16 protein-coding genes are annotated in these 20270 nt (G+C 72.6%); 8 read left to right on the top strand and 8 right to left on the bottom strand.

Annotation, left to right across the window (positions count from 1 at the left end; all coding sequences use genetic code 11):
- The first annotated feature begins 35 nt into the window (after positions 1–35).
- The 4 genes from RNL97_RS12950 to RNL97_RS12935 all read left to right on the top strand — a co-directional run bounded on the left by RNL97_RS12950 (position 36) and on the right by RNL97_RS12935 (position 6102).
- Positions 36–1013: an SMI1/KNR4 family protein gene (locus RNL97_RS12950; RefSeq protein ID WP_030589076.1), complete on the top strand. Its 978-nt coding sequence runs from the start codon at positions 36–38 to the stop codon at positions 1011–1013.
- Positions 1010–3568, top strand: a complete 2559-nt coding sequence (locus RNL97_RS12945; RefSeq protein ID WP_030589078.1) for an SUKH-4 family immunity protein — start codon at positions 1010–1012, stop codon at positions 3566–3568. The genes RNL97_RS12950 and RNL97_RS12945 overlap by 4 nt, the downstream gene beginning before the upstream one ends.
- Positions 3569–3785: 217 nt before the next feature.
- Positions 3786–4685 carry a coiled-coil domain-containing protein gene (locus RNL97_RS12940; RefSeq protein ID WP_030589080.1) on the top strand — a complete coding sequence of 300 codons (900 nt, stop codon included), beginning with the start codon at positions 3786–3788 and terminating at the stop codon, positions 4683–4685.
- 265 nt (positions 4686–4950) lie between these two features.
- Entirely contained in the window at positions 4951–6102 is a 1152-nt protein-coding gene (locus RNL97_RS12935) for a cytochrome P450 (RefSeq protein WP_243316312.1), read from the top strand.
- A gap of 116 nt (positions 6103–6218) precedes the next feature.
- On the opposite strand, the gene RNL97_RS12930 is transcribed toward RNL97_RS12935, so the two are convergent.
- The 8 genes from RNL97_RS12930 to RNL97_RS12895 all read right to left on the bottom strand — a co-directional run bounded on the left by RNL97_RS12930 (position 6219) and on the right by RNL97_RS12895 (position 13964).
- Entirely contained in the window at positions 6219–7499 is a 1281-nt protein-coding gene (locus RNL97_RS12930; RefSeq protein WP_313750712.1) for a cytochrome P450, read from the bottom strand.
- Positions 7496–8110, bottom strand: coding sequence for a GTP-binding protein (locus RNL97_RS12925; RefSeq protein ID WP_030589086.1), 615 nt, complete (start codon positions 8108–8110; stop codon positions 7496–7498). Before RNL97_RS12925 ends, RNL97_RS12930 begins: the two co-directional genes overlap by 4 nt.
- Complete coding sequence (locus RNL97_RS12920; RefSeq protein ID WP_030589090.1) at positions 8091–8447, bottom strand: DUF742 domain-containing protein; 357 nt, start codon at positions 8445–8447, stop codon at positions 8091–8093. The genes RNL97_RS12925 and RNL97_RS12920 overlap by 20 nt, the downstream gene beginning before the upstream one ends.
- Entirely contained in the window at positions 8444–8875 is a 432-nt protein-coding gene (locus RNL97_RS12915) for a roadblock/LC7 domain-containing protein (protein ID WP_243314200.1), read from the bottom strand. Before RNL97_RS12915 ends, RNL97_RS12920 begins: the two co-directional genes overlap by 4 nt.
- Positions 8876–8985: 110 nt before the next feature.
- Positions 8986–10878: an ATP-binding protein gene (locus RNL97_RS12910; protein ID WP_313750711.1), complete on the bottom strand. Its 1893-nt coding sequence runs from the start codon at positions 10876–10878 to the stop codon at positions 8986–8988.
- A 612-nt stretch (positions 10879–11490) separates the two neighbouring features.
- Positions 11491–11880 carry a VOC family protein gene (locus tag RNL97_RS12905; RefSeq protein WP_243314198.1) on the bottom strand — a complete coding sequence of 130 codons (390 nt, stop codon included), beginning with the start codon at positions 11878–11880 and terminating at the stop codon, positions 11491–11493.
- Positions 11877–12179 (bottom strand): ArsR/SmtB family transcription factor, encoded by a 303-nt coding sequence (locus tag RNL97_RS12900; protein WP_030589102.1) that lies wholly within the window; start codon positions 12177–12179, stop codon positions 11877–11879. The genes RNL97_RS12905 and RNL97_RS12900 overlap by 4 nt, the downstream gene beginning before the upstream one ends.
- 54 nt (positions 12180–12233) lie before the next feature.
- Positions 12234–13964 carry an MFS transporter gene (locus tag RNL97_RS12895; protein ID WP_463674042.1) on the bottom strand — a complete coding sequence of 577 codons (1731 nt, stop codon included), beginning with the start codon at positions 13962–13964 and terminating at the stop codon, positions 12234–12236.
- Between the two features lie 337 nt (positions 13965–14301).
- Here RNL97_RS12895 and RNL97_RS12890 point away from each other — a divergent pair, with 337 nt between their 5' ends.
- The 4 genes from RNL97_RS12890 (at position 14302) to RNL97_RS12875 (ending at position 20264) form a co-directional block, all read left to right on the top strand.
- Complete coding sequence (locus tag RNL97_RS12890) at positions 14302–15090, top strand: ABC transporter ATP-binding protein (RefSeq protein ID WP_030589108.1); 789 nt, start codon at positions 14302–14304, stop codon at positions 15088–15090.
- The gene (locus RNL97_RS12885; RefSeq protein ID WP_313750710.1) at positions 15087–17672 is read left to right on the top strand and encodes an ABC transporter permease; all 2586 of its coding nucleotides are present in this window, start codon (positions 15087–15089) and stop codon (positions 17670–17672) included. The genes RNL97_RS12890 and RNL97_RS12885 overlap by 4 nt, the downstream gene beginning before the upstream one ends.
- Positions 17673–17955: 283 nt before the next feature.
- Entirely contained in the window at positions 17956–18204 is a 249-nt protein-coding gene (locus RNL97_RS12880; RefSeq protein ID WP_030589114.1) for a hypothetical protein, read from the top strand.
- 125 nt (positions 18205–18329) lie between these two features.
- Positions 18330–20264 carry an AfsR/SARP family transcriptional regulator gene (locus tag RNL97_RS12875; protein WP_030589117.1) on the top strand — a complete coding sequence of 645 codons (1935 nt, stop codon included), beginning with the start codon at positions 18330–18332 and terminating at the stop codon, positions 20262–20264.
- Positions 20265–20270: the final 6 nt, after the last annotated feature.

Genomic DNA, 20270 nt, shown 5'->3' with positions numbered 1-20270 from the left:
GTGCGGAACACCGGACGCAGCAGGGGGCATCAGCCATGACGACAGGTCGGCTCGGGCAGCAAGCCGCGCCACCGAACGCCGCCTATGCCGGGCAGGTCGTGAATTTCCCGGATCCGGTCCGGGCGTCCCGGCACCCCCGAGGGGTGCGGATGGACGGGGGCGGCCACCCGGTTCTCTCGCCGTACGCCCGCGCCGCGGCAGAGATCGCCGACCCGCCTCCGGGCTTCGGCATCGACGAGCTGCGCCTGACCGATTACGTGTCGGCGAACGCGGCGATGGCGGCGAGCGGACATGACCTGTGGGACACGATTCCCGCGGTGGCGACCCCGCACGGCTGGACGTGGCACCACGTGCCCGGGGGTCGGCGGATGGAGCTGGTGCCGGTCGAGGTGAAGGCGCTGCTGCGCCATCACGGCGGCCTCGCGGGGACGGACGTGGACCAGAACCGGCGTGGCACCCGCCCGTTGCAGGAGACCCGGCCGGCGCACTTCCGGCTGCCGAAGGGCGCGGGCGCGGTGACCGAGCAGCAGGTGCAGGGAGTCGAGGAGGACCTCGGCTACCGGCTGCCCGGCGCGTACCGCTCGTTCCTCAAGGCGGCGGGCGGTTCGGCCCCCGTGGGTGCGGCGCTGGACGCGGAACTGGGGCTGCTGGTGGACCAGCCGTTCTTCACGGTGCGTGACGAGGCCGCGATGAACGACCTGGTGTACGTCAACAAGTGTCTGCGGGACCACTTCACCAAGGACTACTTGGGCGTCGCGTTCGTCCAGGGCGGGATTCTCGCCGTGAAGGTGCGCGGCCGGGATGTCGGTTCGGTGTGGTTCTGCCCGTACGACGATGCCCGGGACCAGGACGGCTGGAGCGTCCAGGAGCGTGTGGAGCGGCTGCTGCTGCCCTGCGGCACGGACTTCGACGCCTTCCTGGAGCGGCTCGCGGGCAATCCGCCGGAGCTGGAGACCGTGGCCAACCTGATGGTGGACGGCGGCTTCGCGCGCGCCGTCCCGGTGGAGGGGTGAGCGCGGTGGTGACTTTCGCGCAGGCGCAGGAGCGGGCGGACGAGTGGGTCAACGGTGACGTGCCCGCGTATCAGCACCGAGAGGTGCGCGTCCGTGAGTTCGACCTCGGTTTCGTGGTGTGGGCCGAGGACCGGCCGGAGGGCCCCGTCTCGGACGGGGGCCGTCAGCGGCTGGTGATCGCCCGGGACAGCGGTGAGGCGACGCTGTGGCCGGGGCTGCCGGTGGGTGAGGTGATCCGGCGGTACGAGGAGGAGTACGGGACTCCGGCGGGTGCGCCGGACGTTGCTCCGGAGCCGCCGCAGCGGGTGGACCTGAACCAGACGTCGTTCCTGCTGACGCCGCCGGAGTGGCTCCAGGAGGCGGCGGACAAGCTGGGGATTCCGGATCACCGCGCGGAGCGCCGGGACGCGGAGGAGGCTGAGCCGGCCCCGTCGTCGCAGTCCGCGTCGCCGCCGGCCCCGTCCGCGCCTTCGGTCCCGTCGCCGTCGCCGTCGACCCCGTTCCCGTCTCCGTCCGTATCGGCGTCCGGTCAGACCCCCGTTCCCGGTCCCGTCGCCGCGGACGCGACGCCGCCCTCCGCTCCTTCCGCCGGGGGCTCCGCCGCGTCGTGGCCCGCCGCCGACGGTGGCGCGGCCCACGAGCCCACGGCTTCCGACGGTGTGCCCGCCGGGGCGACCCCGTGGGCCGGTACGGACACCAACTCCGACTCCGACGACGCGGCGGTCCCGCTGCCCGCGACGGTGTTCGCACCGCCGCTGTCGGGGACGGACGACGAGGAGGCACCGCCGCCGGTCGTTCCGGCGGAGGCGCCCACCGCGCTGATGTCGGGTGGCAGCCAGCTGCCGCGTACGCAGGTGGCCCCGGCGCTCCGGCCGGGGCAGGGCGCACCGGACGGGGGCGGTGACATCGCCGACGCGGCCACCAGCAAGGCCGTGGTGCCGCCGCGCGGGGCGCGTGGGGGCGGTCCGTCGACCCCGCCGCCGCCCGGCGCCCCGGGGATCCCCGGCATGCCTCCCGGCGCGACGCCGCCGCCTTCGGGTCCGGGCGCGCCCGGGGCCCCCGCGGGCGGGTACGTCCCGACGCAGCTGGTCTCCCAGCTCGGCCCCCCCGGGGCCACCCCGCCCGGCCCGCCGGGCCCGCCGCAGGGTTCCACCCCGCCGCCCGCTCCGCCCGGCCCGCCCGCGGCCCCCGGTTCCACGCCGCCTCCGGGTGGCGGGGTGCACCACGCCGCGACGATGCTCGCCGACGGGAGCAGCATCGGCGCGGGCGTCCCGCGTGCGCCCAGGCCGCCGGGCCCGCCCGGTGCTCCGGGTGCTCCGCAGCCTCCCGGGCCTCCCGGTCCACCGCCGGGTTCCACGCCGCCTCCGGGTGGCGGGGTGCACCACGCGGAGACGATGTTCGCGGCTCCGGGCCAGGTCGGTCCGCCCGGCCCGCCCGGTCCGCCCGGGGCCCCGGGCGGTTCCCTGGGTGGCCCCGGTCCCGTACCGCAGCCGCCGGGTCCTCCCGGTCCGCCCGGTCCGCCGCCCGGTGGGCACACCCCGCCGCCTGCGGCGTACGGCTATCCCCAGCAGCCCACCGGCCGGCCGACCGTGGGCCCCGGCTACCAGGCCGTGCTGCGGTTCCGCGCTCCGGACGGCAGCGAACAGCAGCTGATCCGCCGCTCGGCGCCGGGCACCCCGCACCCCGAGTGGCAGATGCTGCACGAGCTGCGGGCGATGAACGTGCCGCCGCAGCAGGTCATCGAGCTGCACACGGAGCTGGAGTCCTGTGAGCTGCCGGGCGGGTACTGCGCGCGGATGATCCGGGAGACCTGGCCGCAGGTGCGGATCACCAGTGTCGCTCCGTACGGTACGGATCACGCCAGCCGCCAGCAGGGCATGCAGCATCTGCTGACGCACCAGGGCGAGCTGCACCAGGTGGCGGACGGCCCGGCCCGGCCCGCGCCGGTCCGGGCGCCGCTGCCGCAGATGCCGCCCGCGCCCGCGCTGCCGCCCGAGGCGGTGGCCGAGGAGCTGGCGCAGGCGTTCGGTCCGCAGGGCATTCTCCGGTTCGACCAGCGGGCGGTCTCCCGTCAGGGGGTGCCGGAGGTCGTCGCGCGCACCCTGGTGTGGGCGGGGCTGCCCGCCGATTTCGGGCCGTTCTTCTGGGCGCAGCCGGGGCAGCCGGTGGTGCCGACGCTGGCCGAGCTGGCCGCGCAGCGCCAGGTGCAGCCCGCGCCGGACGCGGGGTCGTACCTGGTGATGGGTACGGACTTCGGCCGGGCGATCTGCGTGCAGTACGGCACGGCGAACATCGTGGCCGTGCCGGTGGAGGCGGGACCCGGCGGGCAGCCGGTGCCGCCGCAGTTCGTGAACACGGGGCTGCCCGAGTTCGTGCGGTCGATGGCGTTGCTGGGCCGGATGTGGCGGCTGCGGTACGGGCTGAACCCGGAGCAGGCGGGGCGTTGGACCGTCGACTTCCAGGCACAGCTGGTGGCGCTGGACCCGGCGGCGCTGGCGTCGCCGGAGAGCTGGTGGTCGGTGCTGCTGGAGCAGATGTGGGACGGCTTGATCTGATCTGACCCGATCTGATGGCTCGATCCGACGGTCCGGCCGCACGGTCCGACCGGCGCGCCCGGACCCGGGAAGGGGCCGGACGCCTCGCTGTGTGCTGGTTCGCCCGGATCTGTGATGCCGGTCGCTTCCGGCCGGAATACGGCTGATCGATTCCGACTTCCGGCACCAATTGCCGCATCCTTGACGTATCGCGGTGGGTCGGAGAGAGGTTTCAGGGATGAGTGCTGGACCGGTGTCCGCGTTCGACGTCGTCGGTGTACGGGGGAAGGGTTACCGCCCGGAGCAGGTGGACCGCGCGGTGGCCGCCCTGACGGCCGAGCGGGACGGGGCGCTCGCCGAGATCGCGCGGCTGACCGGGCGGGTCGAGGAGCTTCACGCCGAGGCTGCCCGGCTGGCGGAGACCGTCGCGACGCTGCCCGTGCAGGACTACGCGGAGCTGGGGGAGCGGGCGCAGCGGATCCTGGCCCTGGCCGAGAGTGAGGCTCAGGCGCTGGAGGCCGAGGCCGTGGCGGCGGCCCAGGCGCTGCGGGACGAGGCGGAGGCGGCGGGCCGGGCCGCCGGGGACGCGGCGCGCGAAGCGGCCGAGGCGGTGCGTGCGGCGGCGGACCGGGCGGCGGAGGAGCGGGTGGCCGAGGCGGTCCGGGAGGCGGAAGGGCTGCTGGCTGCGGCCCGGCAGGACGCCGACGAGGTGCGGGCGGCCGCCGCGTCGGCGTTGGCGGCGACCCGTGACCGTACGGCGAGTGTGCTGGCCCACCAGGAGCAGGAGCACGCGGAGCGCCTCAAGGCGACCGAGGCCGAACTGGCCGCCGAGGAGGCCGCGTTGGAGGCCCGTCACGCGGAGCTGACCGAGCGGGCCCAGGCGCTGCTCACGGAGGCGGGCCGGCACCTCGCCGCCACGCAGGAGGCGGCCCGGCACGGGCAGGAGGACGCGGAGGCGCGGGCGGCGGAGCTGCTGGCCGAGGCCCGGGTCCGGGAGGAGCGGGTGGTCCGGGAGACGGAGCGGATCCTGCGGGAGCACGAGGAGGGCCGCGAGGAGGTCCAGGCGCACATGGCGCACGTACGCAGCTCGCTGGCGGCGCTGACGGGGCGGGTGACGTCGGCGGACGAGGACGCCTGATCGCCGGGGCGTCGGGGCGCCCGACGGCCGGGCGGTGAAGCGGCCCCGGGGGCGCCGTCCCCGGCCGGGCCGCCCGGGCCGATGGCGGGCGCGGACAGGGGAGTTCGCGACCCGTGGCTCTTGCATATATCCGCCGGTACAAGCTGAATAAGTCATGCACCTCGCAGTTCCCCGTTCTGCTTGCAAGGGAGTGGTCATGACCGTCCGAGTACCGGACATTCTGTCGCCGGAGTTCGAGAGAGACCCGTATGCGGCGTATCGCCGGATGCGGCATGACGCGCCGCTCCTGTGGCACGAGCCCACCCGCAGTTACATCGTCTCGCGCTACGAGGACGTGGAGCGCGTCTTCAAGGACAGAGCCGGTGAGTTCACCACCGAGAACTACGACTGGCAGATCGAGCCCGTGCACGGGCGGACGATTCTCCAGCTCAGCGGGCGCGAGCACGCCGTACGCCGGGCCCTTGTCGCGCCCGCCTTCCGGGGCGCCGACCTGCGGGACAAGTTCTTACCCGTCATCGAGCGCAATTCGCGTGAATTGATCGACCGGTTCCGTGGCTCCGGTTCCGTCGATCTGGTCGCCGACTACGCCACCCGATTTCCCGTGAACGTCATTGCGGACATGCTCGGTCTGGACAAGTCCGACTATGAGCGTTTTCACGGTTGGTATACGGCCGTCATCGCCTTTCTCGGTAATCTCTCCGGCGACCAGGACGTGGCGCGGGCCGGTGAACGTACGCGCGTCGAGTTCGCCGAGTACATGCTGCCGATCATCCGCGAACGGCGGGAAGCGCCCGGCGACGATCTGCTGTCGACGCTGTGCACCGCGGAGGTCGACGGTGTCCGGATGAGCGACGAGGACGTCAAGGCGTTCTGCAGTCTGCTGCTGGCGGCGGGCGGGGAGACCACCGACAAGGCCATCGCCGGTATCTTCGCCAACCTGCTGACCCGGCCGGAGCAGTTGGCTGCGGTCCGCGCCGACCGCAGCCTGATAGCCCGCGCCTTCGCCGAGACGCTGCGCTACACCCCGCCGGTGCACATGATCATGCGCCACTCGGCGACGGACGTGGAGCTGAGCGGCGGCACGGTGCCGGCGGGCTCCACGGTGACCTGTCTGATCGGCTCCGCCAACCGTGACGAGGACCGCTACCGCGACCCCGATGTCTTCGACATCTTCCGTGAGGACCTGACCGCCACGAACGCGTTCTCGGCGGCGGCCGACCATCTCGCCTTCGCGCTCGGCCGGCACTTCTGCGTGGGTGCTCTGCTGGCCAGGTCGGAAGTGGAGATCGGCGTGGGCCAGTTGCTGGACGCCATGCCCGATCTGCGGCTGGCCGACGGCTTCGATCCGGTCGAGCACGGTGTCTTCACCCGGGGGCCGAAGAGCCTGCCGGTGCTTTTCACACCGGTGCCGGGCTGACGGAGCGGCGTCGCCCCCGAGCGGCCGGGGCGTACCCGGGGCCGGAACCACGGGCTCCGGCCCGGGATACCGGCCCGGGGACCGTCCCCCCCCCCGGCCGCTCGTCCCGGCCCTCGCTACTGCGCCATCGGACTGAACTGGACCGGCAGCGCCGACAGTCCGCGCATCCAGATCGAGGGCCGCCACGTCAGCTCCGCCGGTTCGACCGCCAGCATCAGGTCCGGCAGCTGTTCCAGCAGCGTTTCCACCGCCGTACGGGCCATCACGTCGGCCAGCAGCGGTGCGGGATAGGGGCAGCGGTGCTCGCCGCCGCTGAACGACAGGTGCGCGGAGTTCTCGGCCCCGACGTACGCCTCCGGCCAGATCTCCGGGTCGGTGTTGGCGGCGGCGATCCCCAGGACCACGCAGTCGCCCGCCCGGATGTGCCGGCCGCCGAGCTGGGTGTCCCGTACGGCCCAGCGGCCGATGAAGTTCTGCGTCGGGGTGTCCAGCCAGAGCACCTCGTTGAGCGCCTCGCCGACGCTGAGCCTGCCGCCGGAGACGTTCACCGCGAAGCGTTCGTCCGTCAGCAGCAGCCGCAGCGTGTTGCAGATCCAGTTGGCGGTGGGCTGCTGGGCGGCGGCGATCACCGAGATCAGGTCCTGGACGATCTCCTCGTCGGTGAGCCCCGCGCCGTGCGTCACCATGCGTGAGGCGACGTCGGGTCCGGGTGCCGCCCGCTTGTCCTCGACCAGTTGGCGCAGCCGGTCGCCGACGCGCCCGTAGGCCGCGACCGGGTCGTCCCCCTCGGCGGCGTCGAGCGAGATCCGCAGGTCGTCCACCAACTGCTGGGTGTCCGAGCCGGACACGGGCATCCCGCACATCTGGACCACGGCCCGCATCGGCAGGGCATGGACGTAACTGCTCATCAGCTCGGTCCGGCCGCTTCCGGCGAAGTCCGCGATGAGCCGCTCGGCGATGTGCCGGCAGTCGCGGGCCAGCTCGAACTGGTCGACGCCCTCCAGGGCTTCGGTGATGACGCCGGCCCTGCGGCGGTGCTCGTCGCCCTCCGTGAAGAGCACCGACGGCTGATAGCCGACGAACGGCAGCAGGGGCCAGTCCGGAGGAATGCTGTCCCACTGGTTCCAGCGGCGTGAGTCCCGCGCGAACAGCTCGTCGTGCGTGGTGACGTAGGAGAGTTCGGCATAGCCGAGGACCAGCCAGGCCGGTACGTCACCGTCGAGCAGGACCGGCGCCACCGCGCCGTGCTCCCGCCGCAGCGTGCGGTAGAGCTCCGTGGGCGTCTGCTGGTAGGAGGCGCCGGACAGACGTACGGCACCGGGGGCGGCCGGGCAGCCGGAAGGGGCGGCGGGTCCCGGATCGAAGGGCGGGTCGAAGGAGGGGCTGGAAGTGCTCATGGTGTCGTCTCCCGGGCGATGGCCATCGTGCGCAGATGGTCGACGAGCGTGATCAGGACGTTCTTGCTGGACGTCCTGACCCGGGCGTCGCAGTCGATCATCGGGATGTGCTCGGGCAGGGCCAGGGCCTGACGGATCTCTTCGAGGGGGTGGGCGACGTCGTCGTCGAAGCGGTTGACCGCCACCACGAACGGGGTGCCGTGGTGTTCCAGCCGGTCGATCGCGTACCAGGAGTCGTCCATCCGGCGGGTGTCCACGAGGACGACCGCGCCGAGCGTGCCGGAGAACAGCCGGTCCCACAGGAACCAGAAGCGTTCCTGTCCCGGGGCGCCGAACAGGTACAGCACGATGCGCTCGTTGAGGCTGATGCGGCCGAAGTCGAAGGCGACCGTGGTGGTCGTCTTGGCGTCGACGCCGCTGGTCTCGTCGACGCCGACGCCGGCCTGGGTCATGACCTCTTCGGTGTTCAGCGGCCGGATCTCGCTCACCGAGCGGACGAGCGTGGTCTTGCCGACGCCGAATCCTCCGACGACGACTATCTTCAGGCCGGTCTCGGCCGCGTCGGACAGCGGGGTGCGCTGGGCCGGCAGCTCACAGCTTCCGGAGACCATGGAGCACCTCCTTCAGCAGTTCGGAGTCGGGGAGTTCGGTCGGTGAGGCGGTCCCGCGGGGGTGGCGGGCGGTGATCCGGCCCATGACGTGGAGGTCGTCGAGCAGGATGCGTACCACGGTGACCGGGAGGGCGAGTTCGGCGGCGATCTCGACGACGGCGGTCGGGTGGCTGCACAGTTCCAGGATCCGCGCGTGCTCGGACTGCATGCCGGGGGCCGGCCGGGACTCGCTGACCACCAGGGTCACCAGGTCGAAGGAGTCCGCGGCGCGGCTGCGTCCGCCGGTGACCGTGTAGAGCCGGTCGGGGGCACCGGTGTCGACGGGGCGTCGGGTCACGAGGCGCCTCCGGGCGGCGTACTCCCCGGTACGGTGCCGCGTGGCGCGGCGCGCAGGTGCTCGCCGATCTGCTCGACCATCTGCGTCATCTGGTTGCCCACGATGCTGGGGTCGGCCTCCTCCGTGGCGACGACGGCCAGATGGGCGCCCTCACCGGCCTCGACGATGAAGAGCAGGCCGCCGTGGAACTCGGTCATCGAGTGGCGTACTCCTCCGGAACCGTCGCCGAACTCGATGGAGGCGCCCTGCGCCAGCGCCTGCATGCCCGAGCAGATGGCTGCCAGTTGGTCGGCCTGGTCGAGGGTGAGGTGCTCGCTCCAGCAGAGCTTGAGCCCGTCGCGGGACAGGGCCAGGGCGTGCCGCGTGCCGGGGGTCTGCTCCAGCAGCCTCTGCAGGAGCCAGGTGAGGCTGTTGTCCGTTGTCTGCATGATGAGTGACGGGACCGTGGCGCCGGGATCCGGCCGACGGCCCGTACCTCCAATCGATGTTCGAGCGAGCGCGTCCGGTGGCCCCGGACACCCTGTGGATGCGTTCCTGGCTACGGCGTGGCGTCCGGCGGCGGTACGGTCCCGGCGTCCGGCTGCTCCGCTGCCGCCGCGTTGCCCTGGGGCCGCCGACCGCGATGGAAGGCGCCGAACTGCTGGCCCGCGGTGCGGGGCGGGGTGGCCCGTGGTGTGTCGCCCCGCGGGTTCGCCGCGGAGGTGGGAGCGGGCGCGCCGCGGTGACGGCCGCGCTCGCGCTCCGCCTCGCCCATGGTGCGGCCGGGCGTGCGGACGGGCAGGCCGCCCGGGGTGGAGGCGGGCTGCCCGGGAGGACGCGGACGGACGACGAGGGGGTCGGTGGCCGGGGGCGCCGGTGGCCGCATCGGCGCGGCGGGTGGGACAGCGTCCGGCAGAGAGGGCGTCGCGGGTGCGGCAGGCGGTGCCACGGGTTCCGTTACGGGAACGGCCGGGGGCGCGGGCGTAGCCGTGGGGGCGGGCGTCGGCGCGGACGGTCCGGCCCCGGCGGTGGCCGTGGCTGCGGCGGCGCCTGTGCCTGCGGCCGAGGCCGTGGCTTCCCGGAGGCTCGGGGCCGGGTGGTTCTCGCGGGACTCCTGCGCGATCAGATGCCTCGGCAGCAGGACGACGACGCCGGTTCCACCGCGCGAGGACGGCCGGTAGTTGACGCTGATCCGGTGCTTGAGCGCGAGCCGTCCCACCACGGCGAGGCCGAGGCGCGTGCCCTGGAGGGCCGCGAGGTCGGTCATCCGTCCGGCGACGGAGTCCGCGGCCCGCCGCATCGCCGCGTCGGCCATCTTCAGGCCGCTGTCCTCGATGGTGACGACGACGCCGGTGCCGCGCTCCTCGACGTAGACGTGCACCTCGTCGATGGGCGGCGAGAAGTTGGCGGCGTTGTCCATCAGTTCGGCGAGCAGGTGCATGACGCCTTCGGCGGCGAAGCCGGAGATGGCGACGTTCGACGAGCAGTGCAGCCGTACCCGCTGATAGGCGGCGATCCGGCCGACCGCGCCCCGCAGGATGCTCTCCATGACGATCGGCCTGTTCCAGGCGCGGCTGGGCCGGCCGCCCATCAGCAGGGCCAGCCGGTCCGTCATCAGGCCGAGCTGCGAGGTGCTGTGGTCCAGCTTCAGCAGATCGCCGAACACCTCTTCGCCGTGACGTTCCTGCATGCTGCGCAGATCGGCGAGCATGCTGACGGACTTCGCCTGGACGCGGCTGAGCGCCTTGGCGGACGCGGTCTGCGCGGCGAGGGCGCGGCGTTCGCTGAGCGCGAGCTCCCGGAGCACCGCTTCGACGGACGCGCGCAGCAGCGGCTGTTCCGGGAGATAGACCTCGGCCTGCACCGCGGCGCCGGACTCGCCCTCACGCAACCGGGCGGCCACACTCGGCAAGGTCTCGCGGGTGAAGCGTTCCACCTCCGAGGTCAGGGCGTGCAGCTCCTCGCGGAGCCGGGCGTTCTCCCTGCCCAGCTCGTCGTGGATCCGCGTGCTCTCGGTGCGCAGTGCGGCGGTCTGCTGCTCCTGCTCTTCGACCGTGGCCGCGAGGACGTGCAGCAGCTTGCGCTGCCGCGGACCGCGCGGCAGCGGTACGCGGCCGAGGGCGTCGTCGGCCGGTACTCCGCCGCGTACCAGGCGGAGCAGCGCGGGGAGGGCCACGTCGGCGGTGTGCGCGGTGTCCGCTTCGAGTGCGGTCAGCGAGGTCTTGAGCCGTTCGGCCTCCGCGGTCCGGGCCGAGGCCGCGCGCTGTGTCCGGCGGGTGACCGTCTGCGCGACGGTGAGCGTGACGGCCAGGACCACCCAGGCGGTGAGCACCACCGCCACCGCCCAGCCGCGCGTCGCGGACGGGGCCAGGACCACGGCCACGGCTCCGGCGACGGCGAATACGGACAGCACGGCCACAAGCGGCGCCGTCGCCGCCCCGGGCGCTTTCATCGGCCTCCGCCGCTGATTGGCTGGTACGGATTCTGGCATGGATGCGGTCCCTCAGTTCTACCGAGCGGAAGGTGTGCGGCCGCTCCGAGAAGGTGCAGATCACCTGGCGAATCGGAGAAAAGCGGAAGCAGCCTTTCCTGTCAGGGGTTGACCACATCGTAGACATGCTTGTGCGGCGGTTGATCCGGTGAGCGGCATAGTCCGTAGGCAGAGTGATTTTGTCGGGAAGTGGCCAGCGTGACTCGACTGTTGTGGTATTCGCGAGGCGGCGCACCGCTGACGGGCGCCGGGCTGTAATGAGCCCCGCGGGAATGGTCGGGGCATATGCGCGACGCCCGCCGCTCGACTTCGGTGTACGCCGTGAAGGGGTGGCACCTCGGGGGCCGAGGAATTCTTTTCGGCCAACCTGGAAAGTTTCACCGGATCATATCGGTCGGCGTTTCGGCGCCGGTGCGTCCGGAATAGCGCCGGTAAATGCTCAGTGACACCAGTAAGCGGAGACGTGCTCGGAGCTCATGCTCCAGCTCCGAGTCGATTTCCCGTCCTGCCGACCGCTCGCGGGCGGTGGCGTCGGATGTGGTGGGCGGGGCGCTTGCGGGTGCGGTGTCGGGATCAGGAGCTGTGCATGATCTGGATCAGGTTGCCGCAGGTGTCGTCCAGTACGGCGGTGGTGACGGGGCCCATCTCCGCCGGCTCCTGGGTGAAGCGGACGCCGAGCTTGCTGAGCCGGGCGAACTCCGCCCGTACGTCGTCCACGGCGAAGGCGGTGGCCGGGATGCCGTCCTCGACCAGGGCCGTCGTGTACGGCTTCACGGCGGGGTGCTTGTTCGGCTCCAGGAGGAGTTCGGTGCCGTCGGGGTCCTCCGGTGAGACCACCGTCAGCCAGCGGTCCTCGCCGCCGAGCGGGACGTCGTGCTTCTTCGCGAAACCGAGGACGTCCGTGTAGAAGCGCAGGGCCTTCTCCTGGTCGTCGACGAAGACGCTGGTCAGGTTGATCCTCATGGGGTGCTCTCCGGTGTCCGCGGTGTCTGCGGTCCGAGCCATCGAGTGACGATGTGCTCAAGGGGTCGGGTGTTCAGGTCGTGGAACTTGTAGCGGCCCTCGCGGCGGGTGGCGACCAGGCCCGCCGCCTCCAGGACGGCCAGATGCTGGCTGACCGCCTGCCGGGACAGTCCGAGGCCGTGTCTGGTCACCAGCCGGCCGCATATCTCGAACAGCGTCTGGCCGTTGCGGTCGGTCAGCTCGTCGAGGATGCGCCGCCGGGTGGGGTCGGCCAGGGCCTTGAAGACATCATCCGCCATGGCTCCACCATAGGCAAGTAGCGACTTGCCTATCAAGCGGGGTGCTCGCCGCCCCTACGAAGCGGCGTCCTGCCGGCCCGGTGCCCCGGCGGTCCCGGGCGCGTCCGTCGGCTCCGTGATGACCGGGAAGCGGCGCGGGGCGAGGGTGATCAGGGCGAGCAGGGCCAGGGCCGCGGCTCCGGCCGCCCCGACGTAGACGTAGTCCACCGCCGCGTCGACCGCCCGGCGCACGTGGTCCGTCGCCGCCGCGGAGAACGCGCCCGGGTTCTCCAGCGTGCGGGCCACCGTGTCCAGGTCGCCGGGGAGGCCGCCCACGGGGGCGTCGAGGAGGCGGGCGGCGAGGACACCGTTGGCGACGGCCCCGAAGAGCGCCGCGCCGATGCTCTGGCCCACCTGGCGGCAGAAGAGGACCGACGCGGTCGTCGTACCGCGCTCCGCCCAGCCGACCGTCGACTGCACGCCCACGATCAGCGGCAGTTGGAACAGGCCGAGGGCCGCGCCGAGCAGCAGCATGAGGAGGGCCGGATGCCAGGGCTCGCCGGGGTAGGGGAGGAGGGGGAAGGCCAGCAGGATCAGCAGCGCCGCGCTCATGCCGATCATCGCGGTCCGCCGGAAGCCGATGCGGTTGTAGACCCGGTCGGAGAGGGCCGCCGACACCGGCCAGCTCAGCGTCATCACCGACAGCACGAACCCGGCCGCTATCGGACCGAGACCCAGCACCGACTGGGCGTACGTGGGCAGGAACACGGTCGGCGCGACCATCAGCAGCCCCATTGCGCCGAGCGCCAGGTTGACCGAGGCGATGGTGCGCCGCCGCCACACCCAGCCCGGGATGATCGGCTCCGCCGCCCGCCGTTCGACGGCGACGGAGAGCACGGCCAGCACCGCGCTCGCCCCCAACAGGCCGAGCGAGGGCGCCGAGAGCCAGGGCCAGGCCACCCCGCCCTGCACGAGCGCCGTGAGCAGCAGGCTGCCGGTCGCGAAGACGGCGAGCGCGCCCGCCCAGTCGACGCGGGGCCGGCCGGCGGGCCGGGGGCGGGAGGGCTCGTGCAGATGGCGGACGACCAGCCAGAGGGCGACAGCCCCGACCGGAAGGTTGATCAGAAAGATCCACCGCCAGTCGGCGTACCCGGCGAGCAGCCCGCCGACCACCGGACCGGCGACCGCGGAGGTGGCCCACACCGTGGACAACTTCGCCTGGATGCGCGGGCGTTCCTTGAGCGGGTAGAGGTCGGCGGCGATGGTCTGCACCGTGCCCTGGAGCGCACCGCCGCCCAGCCCCTGGACGATGCGGAAGGCGATGAGCGCGGCCATGTTCCACGCGGCCGCACAGAGGATGGAGCCGATCAGGAACAGGATGATCCCGGCGATCAGGACCGGCTTGCGGCCGAAGGTGTCGGAGAGCTTCCCGTACAGGGGGAGCGTGACGGTGACGGCCAGCAGATAGCCGGAGAAGAGCCAGGAGAAGACGGTGAGCCCGCCGAGGTCGCCGACGATCTGGGGGACGGCGGTGGAGACGATGGTGCCGTCGATGGCGGCCAGCGCCATGCCGAGCATGAGCGCCGCCACGACGGGGCGACGGCCCCGGGGCGTGGCAAGGGCGGTCGGCGCTTCCGTGGCGTCGCCGCTGCCTCCGTTCCGGGGCGTGCCGCCCGAGCCGCCGCCGTTCCGGCCTGAACCGCCCGAGCCGCCTCCGTTCCGGCCTGAACCGCCCGAGCCGGCCCCGTTCCGGTCCGCGTCCGTGTCGCCCGTGTCCCCGCCGCTCTTGCCGTCCGTGCCGCTCACCGGATTCCTTCCCTATGCACGTATCTCCCCGGGGCACTGTCTCATCCAGGGGCGCCGAGGGGGAGCCCCCGACCCGTCTCCGCCCGAGGAACGAGTTCCCCTAGGGGGCGCCCCCTCATAGTGGCCAGGGCCCGTTCCTCCCGGCGGAGGACGTGGTGGCGGGGGGCCTCTCCTTAACCTCTTCTTACGTCGCCGCTACGGCTCACCGCAGGGGGGCGGGTGGGGAAAACCCCACCTGAAGACTGCGCTGAGCACCATCGCGCGGGGCCCGGTCCGGAACGCAGACTCGGAACGTACTCGGCGACGTCCAGTCATCGACCGACATAGGAGAAAAACCGTGACAACGGCTGTGACCATTCCCAGGCACGGGGGCACTGGAGGGCGTACGGCCGTCGCGGCACGGGCGCGACAGGTCGTGAAGGCGTACGGCACCGGAGAGACCCGGGTCGTCGCGCTCGACCATGTCGATGTGGACATCGCCCGCGGGCAGTTCACGGCGATCATGGGCCCGTCCGGCTCCGGCAAGTCCACCCTGATGCACTGCCTGGCCGGGCTCGACACGGTGACGGCGGGCGAGATCTTCCTCGACGAGACCGAGATCACCAAGCTCAAGGACAAGAAGCTCACCCAGCTCCGGCGCGACCGGATCGGGTTCATCTTCCAGGCGTTCAACCTGCTCCCGACGCTCAACGCGATCGAGAACATCACGCTGCCGATGGACATCGCGGGCCGCAAGCCCGACGCCGTCTGGCTCCAGCAGGTCGTGGAGACGGTCGGGCTCGCCGAGCGTCTCAAGCACCGCCCCACCCAGCTCTCCGGCGGTCAGCAGCAGCGCGTCGCCGTCGCCCGGGCGCTCGCCGCCCGGCCGGAGATCATCTTCGGTGACGAGCCCACCGGAAACCTGGACTCCCGCGCCGGGGCCGAAGTCCTCTCCTTCCTCCGCAGGTCGGTCGACGAGCTGGGCCAGACCATCGTCATGGTCACCCACGACCCCGTCGCCGCCTCCTACGCGGACCGGGTGCTGTATCTCGCCGACGGCTCCATCGTCGACGAGATGCAGAACCCGACCGCGGACCAGGTCCTCGACCGGATGAAGCACTTCGACGCACGCGGGCGGACGTCATGACCGTCTGGAAGACCTCGGTGCGCAACTTCCTCGCGCACAAGGGCCGGATGGCCCTCTCCGCCGTGGCGGTGCTGCTGTCCGTGGCGTTCGTCTGCGGCACGCTCGTCTTCACCGACACGATGAACACCACGTTCGACAAGCTCTTCGCCATCTCCTCGCCCGACGTCACCGTCAGCCCGAAGAGCTCGGACGACGAAGGCGAGCAGCCCGGCAACGGCAAGCCCGTCTCGCTGCCCGCCTCCGTGGTCCAGCAGGTCGAGAAGGCCGACGGGGTGGAGCGGGCCGAGGGTTCCGCCTTCTCCATGGCGGTCACCGTCGTCAACAGCGACAACAAGAACATGGGCTCCGACACCGGTGCCCCCACCATCGCGGGCAACTGGACCAAGAACGACCTGCGTTCGATGGAGATCACCTCCGGGCACGCACCCCGCGGTCCCACCGAGGTGATGGTCGACGCCGACACCGCGAAGAAGCACAAGCTCACGATCGGCGACGAGCTGCGCACCATCGCCGCCACCGGCGACCTCAAGGCGAAGATCAGCGGCATCGCGTCCTTCACCGTCACCAACCCGGGCGCGGCCGTCGTCTACCTCGACACCGCCACCGCACAGAAGCACCTGCTGGGCGCCCCCGACGTCTTCACCCAGATCCTGGTGACGGCCGAGAGCGGCGTCAGCGACACCCAGCTCAAGAAGAACGTGGCCGCCGCCCTCGACGGCTCCACCGCCTACAAGCTCCAGACCCAGCAGGAGGCCGCCGACGCCAACAAGGACGACATGGGCGCCTTCCTGGACGTCATGAAGTACGCCATGCTCGGCTTCGCCGGCATCGCCTTCCTCGTCGGCATCTTCCTCATCGTCAACACCTTCTCGATGCTGGTCGCCCAGCGCACCCGCGAGATCGGCCTGATGCGGGCCATCGGCTCCAGCCGCAAGCAGGTCAACCGGTCCGTGCTCCTGGAGGCCGTCCTCCTCGGCATCGTCGGCTCCCTGCTCGGCGTCGCGGCCGGCGTCGGCCTCGCCGTCGGGCTGATGAAGATGATGAGCGCCGTCGGCATGACGCTCTCCACCGAGGACCTCACCGTCGCCTGGACGACCCCCGCCATCGGCCTCGTGCTCGGCATCGTCGTCACCGTCCTCGCCGCGTACATCCCCGCCCGCCGGGCCGGCAAGGTCTCCCCGATGGCCGCTCTGCGCGACGCCGGGACCCCTGCCGACGGTCGCGCCGGCTGGATCAGGGCCGGTATCGGCCTCTTCCTGACGGCGGCGGGCGGCGCGGCCCTGTGGGCGACGACCCAGGCGGACAAGGCCACCGAGGGCTCCATGTTCCTCGCCCTCGGCGTGCTGCTGACCCTCATCGGCTTCATCGTGATCGGCCCGCTCCTGGCCGGCGTCGTGGTGCGCGGGCTGAGCGTCGTCGTCCTGCGGCTCTTCGGCCCGGTCGGCCGGCTGGCCGAGCGCAACGCCCTGCGCAACCCCCGGCGTACGGGAGCGACCGGCGCGGCTCTGATGATCGGGCTCGCCCTGGTGGCCTGCCTGTCCGTCGTCGGGTCCTCCATGGTCGCCTCGGCCACCGAGGAGCTCGACAGGTCGGTCGGCGCGGACTTCATCGTCCAGGACGGCAGCACCGGCCGCCCGATCGTGCCCCAGGCCGCCGACGCCGTGCGCGCCGTCCCCGGCCTGGAGCACATGACCGACTACACCTTCGTCAAGGCGAAGATCACCGCCCCGGACGGCAGGACGGAGGACGAGGGGCTCACCGCCGCCGACCCGACGTACCAGCAGGACGTCCGCCGGACGGTCGTCTCCGGTGACCTCGCGAAGGCGTACGGCAAGGACGCCATGTCGGTGGGCGACGGTTACGCCGAGCGGCACGGGATCAAGGTCGGCGACACGATCACCGTCGCCTTCCAGGCGGGCGAGACCGCGAAGCTCCAGGTCGCGGCCATCACCTCCGACGACACCAACATCGACCGCGGCGCGATGTACACCAACCTCACGACGGCGGCGTCCTACGTCCCGGCCGACCGGATGCCGCAGAACGTGGTCATGTTCGCCAAGGCCGAGGAGGGCAAGGAGAAGGAGGCGTACGCGGCCCTGAAGAGCGCCATCGCCGAGTACCCGGTCTACAAGGTCCAGAACCAGGCCGACTTCAAGGAGCAGCTGAAGGACCAGATCGGACAGCTGCTGAACATCGTGTACGGCCTGCTCGCCCTGGCGATCATCGTCGCGGTCCTCGGTGTGGTGAACACCCTCGCCCTGTCCGTCGTCGAACGGACCCGGGAGATCGGCCTGATGCGCGCCATCGGGCTCTCCCGCCGCCAGCTGCGCCGCATGATCCGGCTGGAGTCCGTGGTCATCGCCCTCTTCGGAGCACTGCTCGGACTCGGACTCGGGATGGGCTGGGGCACCGCGGCCCAGAAGCTGCTGGCGCTGGAGGGCCTGGAGGTCCTGGAGATCCCGTGGCCGACGATCCTCACGGTCTTCGCCTGCTCCGCCCTCGTCGGACTGTTCGCCGCCCTCGTCCCGGCCTTCCGGGCGGGTCGGATGAACGTCCTGAACGCCATCGCGACGGACGGGTGAGCGCGCCCCCGTCCGGCGGGAGGTGAGCCCGAGGGCGTCACCGTAGGATGACCGGCAGGCCCCGGGACGTTCCTCCAAACGTCCCGGGGCCGAGCCTGTTCCCCGCCCCGTTCCCCACCCCGGGCCGTCGGTCACGGTGGGCCGTGTCAGCTTGCTGCACAGGGCGGTGGACCTCCGTGCAGCAAGCTGACATCGCGGCCCCTCTTGTGGCGCGTTCCGCGCTGGCATCGTCTCCCGTGCCGGGACGATCCCCGGCTCCGACGCCACCGTCGAAGGGGAACACGTGTCAAGGTCTCCGCTTGCGCAGAAGCAGCGCCGCCCGGCCAGAGCCGCCGCCCTCGTCACCGGTATCGCCCTCGCCGCCCTCACCTTCTCGACCGGCCCCGCATCGGCCACCACTCCGGCCGGCCTCCCGCACGCCCCCGACCACATCGCCGGCATCATCTGTACGGAGCTGGCGGGGATCATCGGCCAACTGCCCCCGGAATCGCCCCCCGTCCAGATGTGCAAGCTGGTCAACGGCTGGGACTAGACATGTCGAGCCCAGCAGCCGCGGCGGGACCGGCACGCCCGGCCGGCGAACCAGGCACGGCCGACGAGCCGACCACGGCCGGCGAACCGGGTGCGGCAGGAGGCCTCCTGGGGGCGTCTTCCGGGATGCGGTTCCAGCTCCTGGGGCCGCTCGCCCTGGCGGACGGTCCCGACACCGTCGTCCTGCAGCCCTCCAAACCCGCGAACCTGCTCGCCGCGCTGCTCCTGCACGCCAACTCCCCGGTCTCCGCCGAGTACTTGCAGCGCGCGGTATGGGGCGAGGAGCAGCCCGCCACCGCCCGGGCGGCCCTCCAGACCTGTGTGCTGCGGCTCCGCCGGCTGTTCTCCAAGCACGGTGTCACCACCTCCATCGAGGCGGTACCCGGCGGCTACCGGATCACCGCCGCCCCGCCCGCCCTGGACCTCCTCGGTTTCCGCGACCGGGTGCGCCGGGCCGCCGGTCTGGACCGGGACCCCGAGGCGGAGCTCTGCGCGCTGAGGGACGCCCTCTCGCTCTGGCAGGGTTCGCTGCTCGCCAACGTACGGTCCGTCGTCCTGCACCGCGACGAGGTGCCCCGGCTCGCGGAGGAACGGCTGCGCGCGGTCGAGCGGGTCTGCGACCTGCTGCTGGGGCTCGGGCGCTGCGGTGAGGCGCTGGTCGACCTGTGGACCGCTACGCGCGTCCACCCGGGGCACGAACGCTTCCACGAACAGCTCATCGAGGCCCTCTACCGCAGCGGACGCCAGTCGCAGGCCCTCGCCGAATACCGCAGGGTCAAGGGTTTCCTGCTGGAGGAGCTCGGCGTGGACCCCTCGCCCTCCCTGCGCCGGCTCGAACTCTCCATCCTGCGCGGTGAGGACCTCGGTCCGGCCGGCCCGGCGGCCGCCCGTGTCATCCGGGGCGAGACCGTTCCCCTCCCGGCCGCGCGGCCGATCACAGCCCCGGACGCGGCGTCCGCCACGGCCCACGGCGCCGCGTCCGCCACGGCCCCAGGCGCACCGCTCGTCACGGCCCAGGGCGCCACGCCGGTCGCGGCAGCCGTCACCGCCGCCGGGACCTTCGCCCCGGTCGCCGCTTCCCGCGTCGGGCCTGTCCCCGCCGTGCCGCACTTCACCGGGCGCGCCGCCGAGGCCGCCGCCCTGGCCGCCCGCCTCACCGCATCCCCGCCCCCCGGCCCCGAGGACCACCGGCCCCTCGCCGTCCTGGTCTCCGGGGCCCCGGGCATCGGCAAGTCGGCGCTCGCCCAGCACGTCGCCCGGCTGGTGCGGGACGCCTTTCCCGCCGGGCAGCTACTCGTCCGGATGACCCGCGCGGACGGCGAACCCCGCCCGGCCGAGGAGGTGGCCGCCGACGTGGCGGCAGCGCTCGGGGCGTCGGGCGACGGGCGCGCGCTGCTCATCCTCGACGATGTGGTCGACGCCGACCAGGTGCGCCCCCTGCTCACCCCGAAAGGGGAAGCCGGGGCCGGACCGGGCCCCGCCGTCGTGGTCACCAGCCGGATGGGCCTCGGCGGACTCATCGCGACCCATGGCGGCTGGGTGCAGCGCCTGTCGACCTTCACCGAGGCCGAGTCGTACGCCCTGCTGCTGACCGCCCTGGGCGCCGAACGGGTGGAGGCCGAACCCCGTGCCGCCCACCGGCTCGCCGCCGTGTGCGGCCACTTCCCGGCCGCCCTGCGCATCCTCACCGCCCGGCTGCTGACCCGGCCGGGCCTGCGGCTCGCCGACGCCGCCGACTGGCTGGGCGACGACCCGCTCGCCCGGCTCACCCTGACGGACTCCCCGGACCACTCGGTCACCGGCCTCTTCGACCGGGCGCTCGGCCGGCTCGACCCCCGGCTGTCCGAGGCGTTCACCCACCTCGCCCAGGGCCCCCCGGCGCTGCTCGACGACCGGGGCCCCGAGGACGAGGGACCCGTCACCGAAGCCGTACGGGAACAACTCGCCGACGCCGGACTGCTGGAGGACGGCCCGCCGGGCCCGTACCGCATCCACGATCTGCTCCGCGCCCACGTACGAAGAACCGCCCGGATCCGCGACCGCCGCACAGAGAAGGTGTGATCCCCC

Origin of the sequence: Streptomyces parvus, assembly GCF_032121415.1 — a bacterium.
Lineage (GTDB): Bacteria > Actinomycetota > Actinomycetes > Streptomycetales > Streptomycetaceae > Streptomyces > Streptomyces globisporus_A.
The sequence above is the reverse complement of the archived record's forward strand: the minus strand, read 5'-3'. Positions and strand labels throughout refer to the sequence as shown.

Coding starts and splice junctions, on each gene's coding strand:
- RNL97_RS12950 (WP_030589076.1), top strand. CDS start 36: ATGACGACAGGTCGGCTCGGGCAGCAAGCCGCGCCACCGAACGCCGCC.
- RNL97_RS12940 (WP_030589080.1), top strand. CDS start 3,786: ATGAGTGCTGGACCGGTGTCCGCGTTCGACGTCGTCGGTGTACGGGGG.
- RNL97_RS12935 (WP_243316312.1), top strand. CDS start 4,951: ATGCGGCATGACGCGCCGCTCCTGTGGCACGAGCCCACCCGCAGTTAC.
- RNL97_RS12930 (WP_313750712.1), bottom strand. CDS start 7,499: ATGAGCACTTCCAGCCCCTCCTTCGACCCGCCCTTCGATCCGGGACCC.
- RNL97_RS12925 (WP_030589086.1), bottom strand. CDS start 8,110: ATGGTCTCCGGAAGCTGTGAGCTGCCGGCCCAGCGCACCCCGCTGTCC.
- RNL97_RS12915 (WP_243314200.1), bottom strand. CDS start 8,875: ATGCAGACAACGGACAACAGCCTCACCTGGCTCCTGCAGAGGCTGCTG.
- RNL97_RS12910 (WP_313750711.1), bottom strand. CDS start 10,878: ATGAAAGCGCCCGGGGCGGCGACGGCGCCGCTTGTGGCCGTGCTGTCC.
- RNL97_RS12905 (WP_243314198.1), bottom strand. CDS start 11,880: ATGAGGATCAACCTGACCAGCGTCTTCGTCGACGACCAGGAGAAGGCC.
- RNL97_RS12900 (WP_030589102.1), bottom strand. CDS start 12,179: ATGGCGGATGATGTCTTCAAGGCCCTGGCCGACCCCACCCGGCGGCGC.
- RNL97_RS12885 (WP_313750710.1), top strand. CDS start 15,087: ATGACCGTCTGGAAGACCTCGGTGCGCAACTTCCTCGCGCACAAGGGC.
- RNL97_RS12875 (WP_030589117.1), top strand. CDS start 18,330: ATGCGGTTCCAGCTCCTGGGGCCGCTCGCCCTGGCGGACGGTCCCGAC.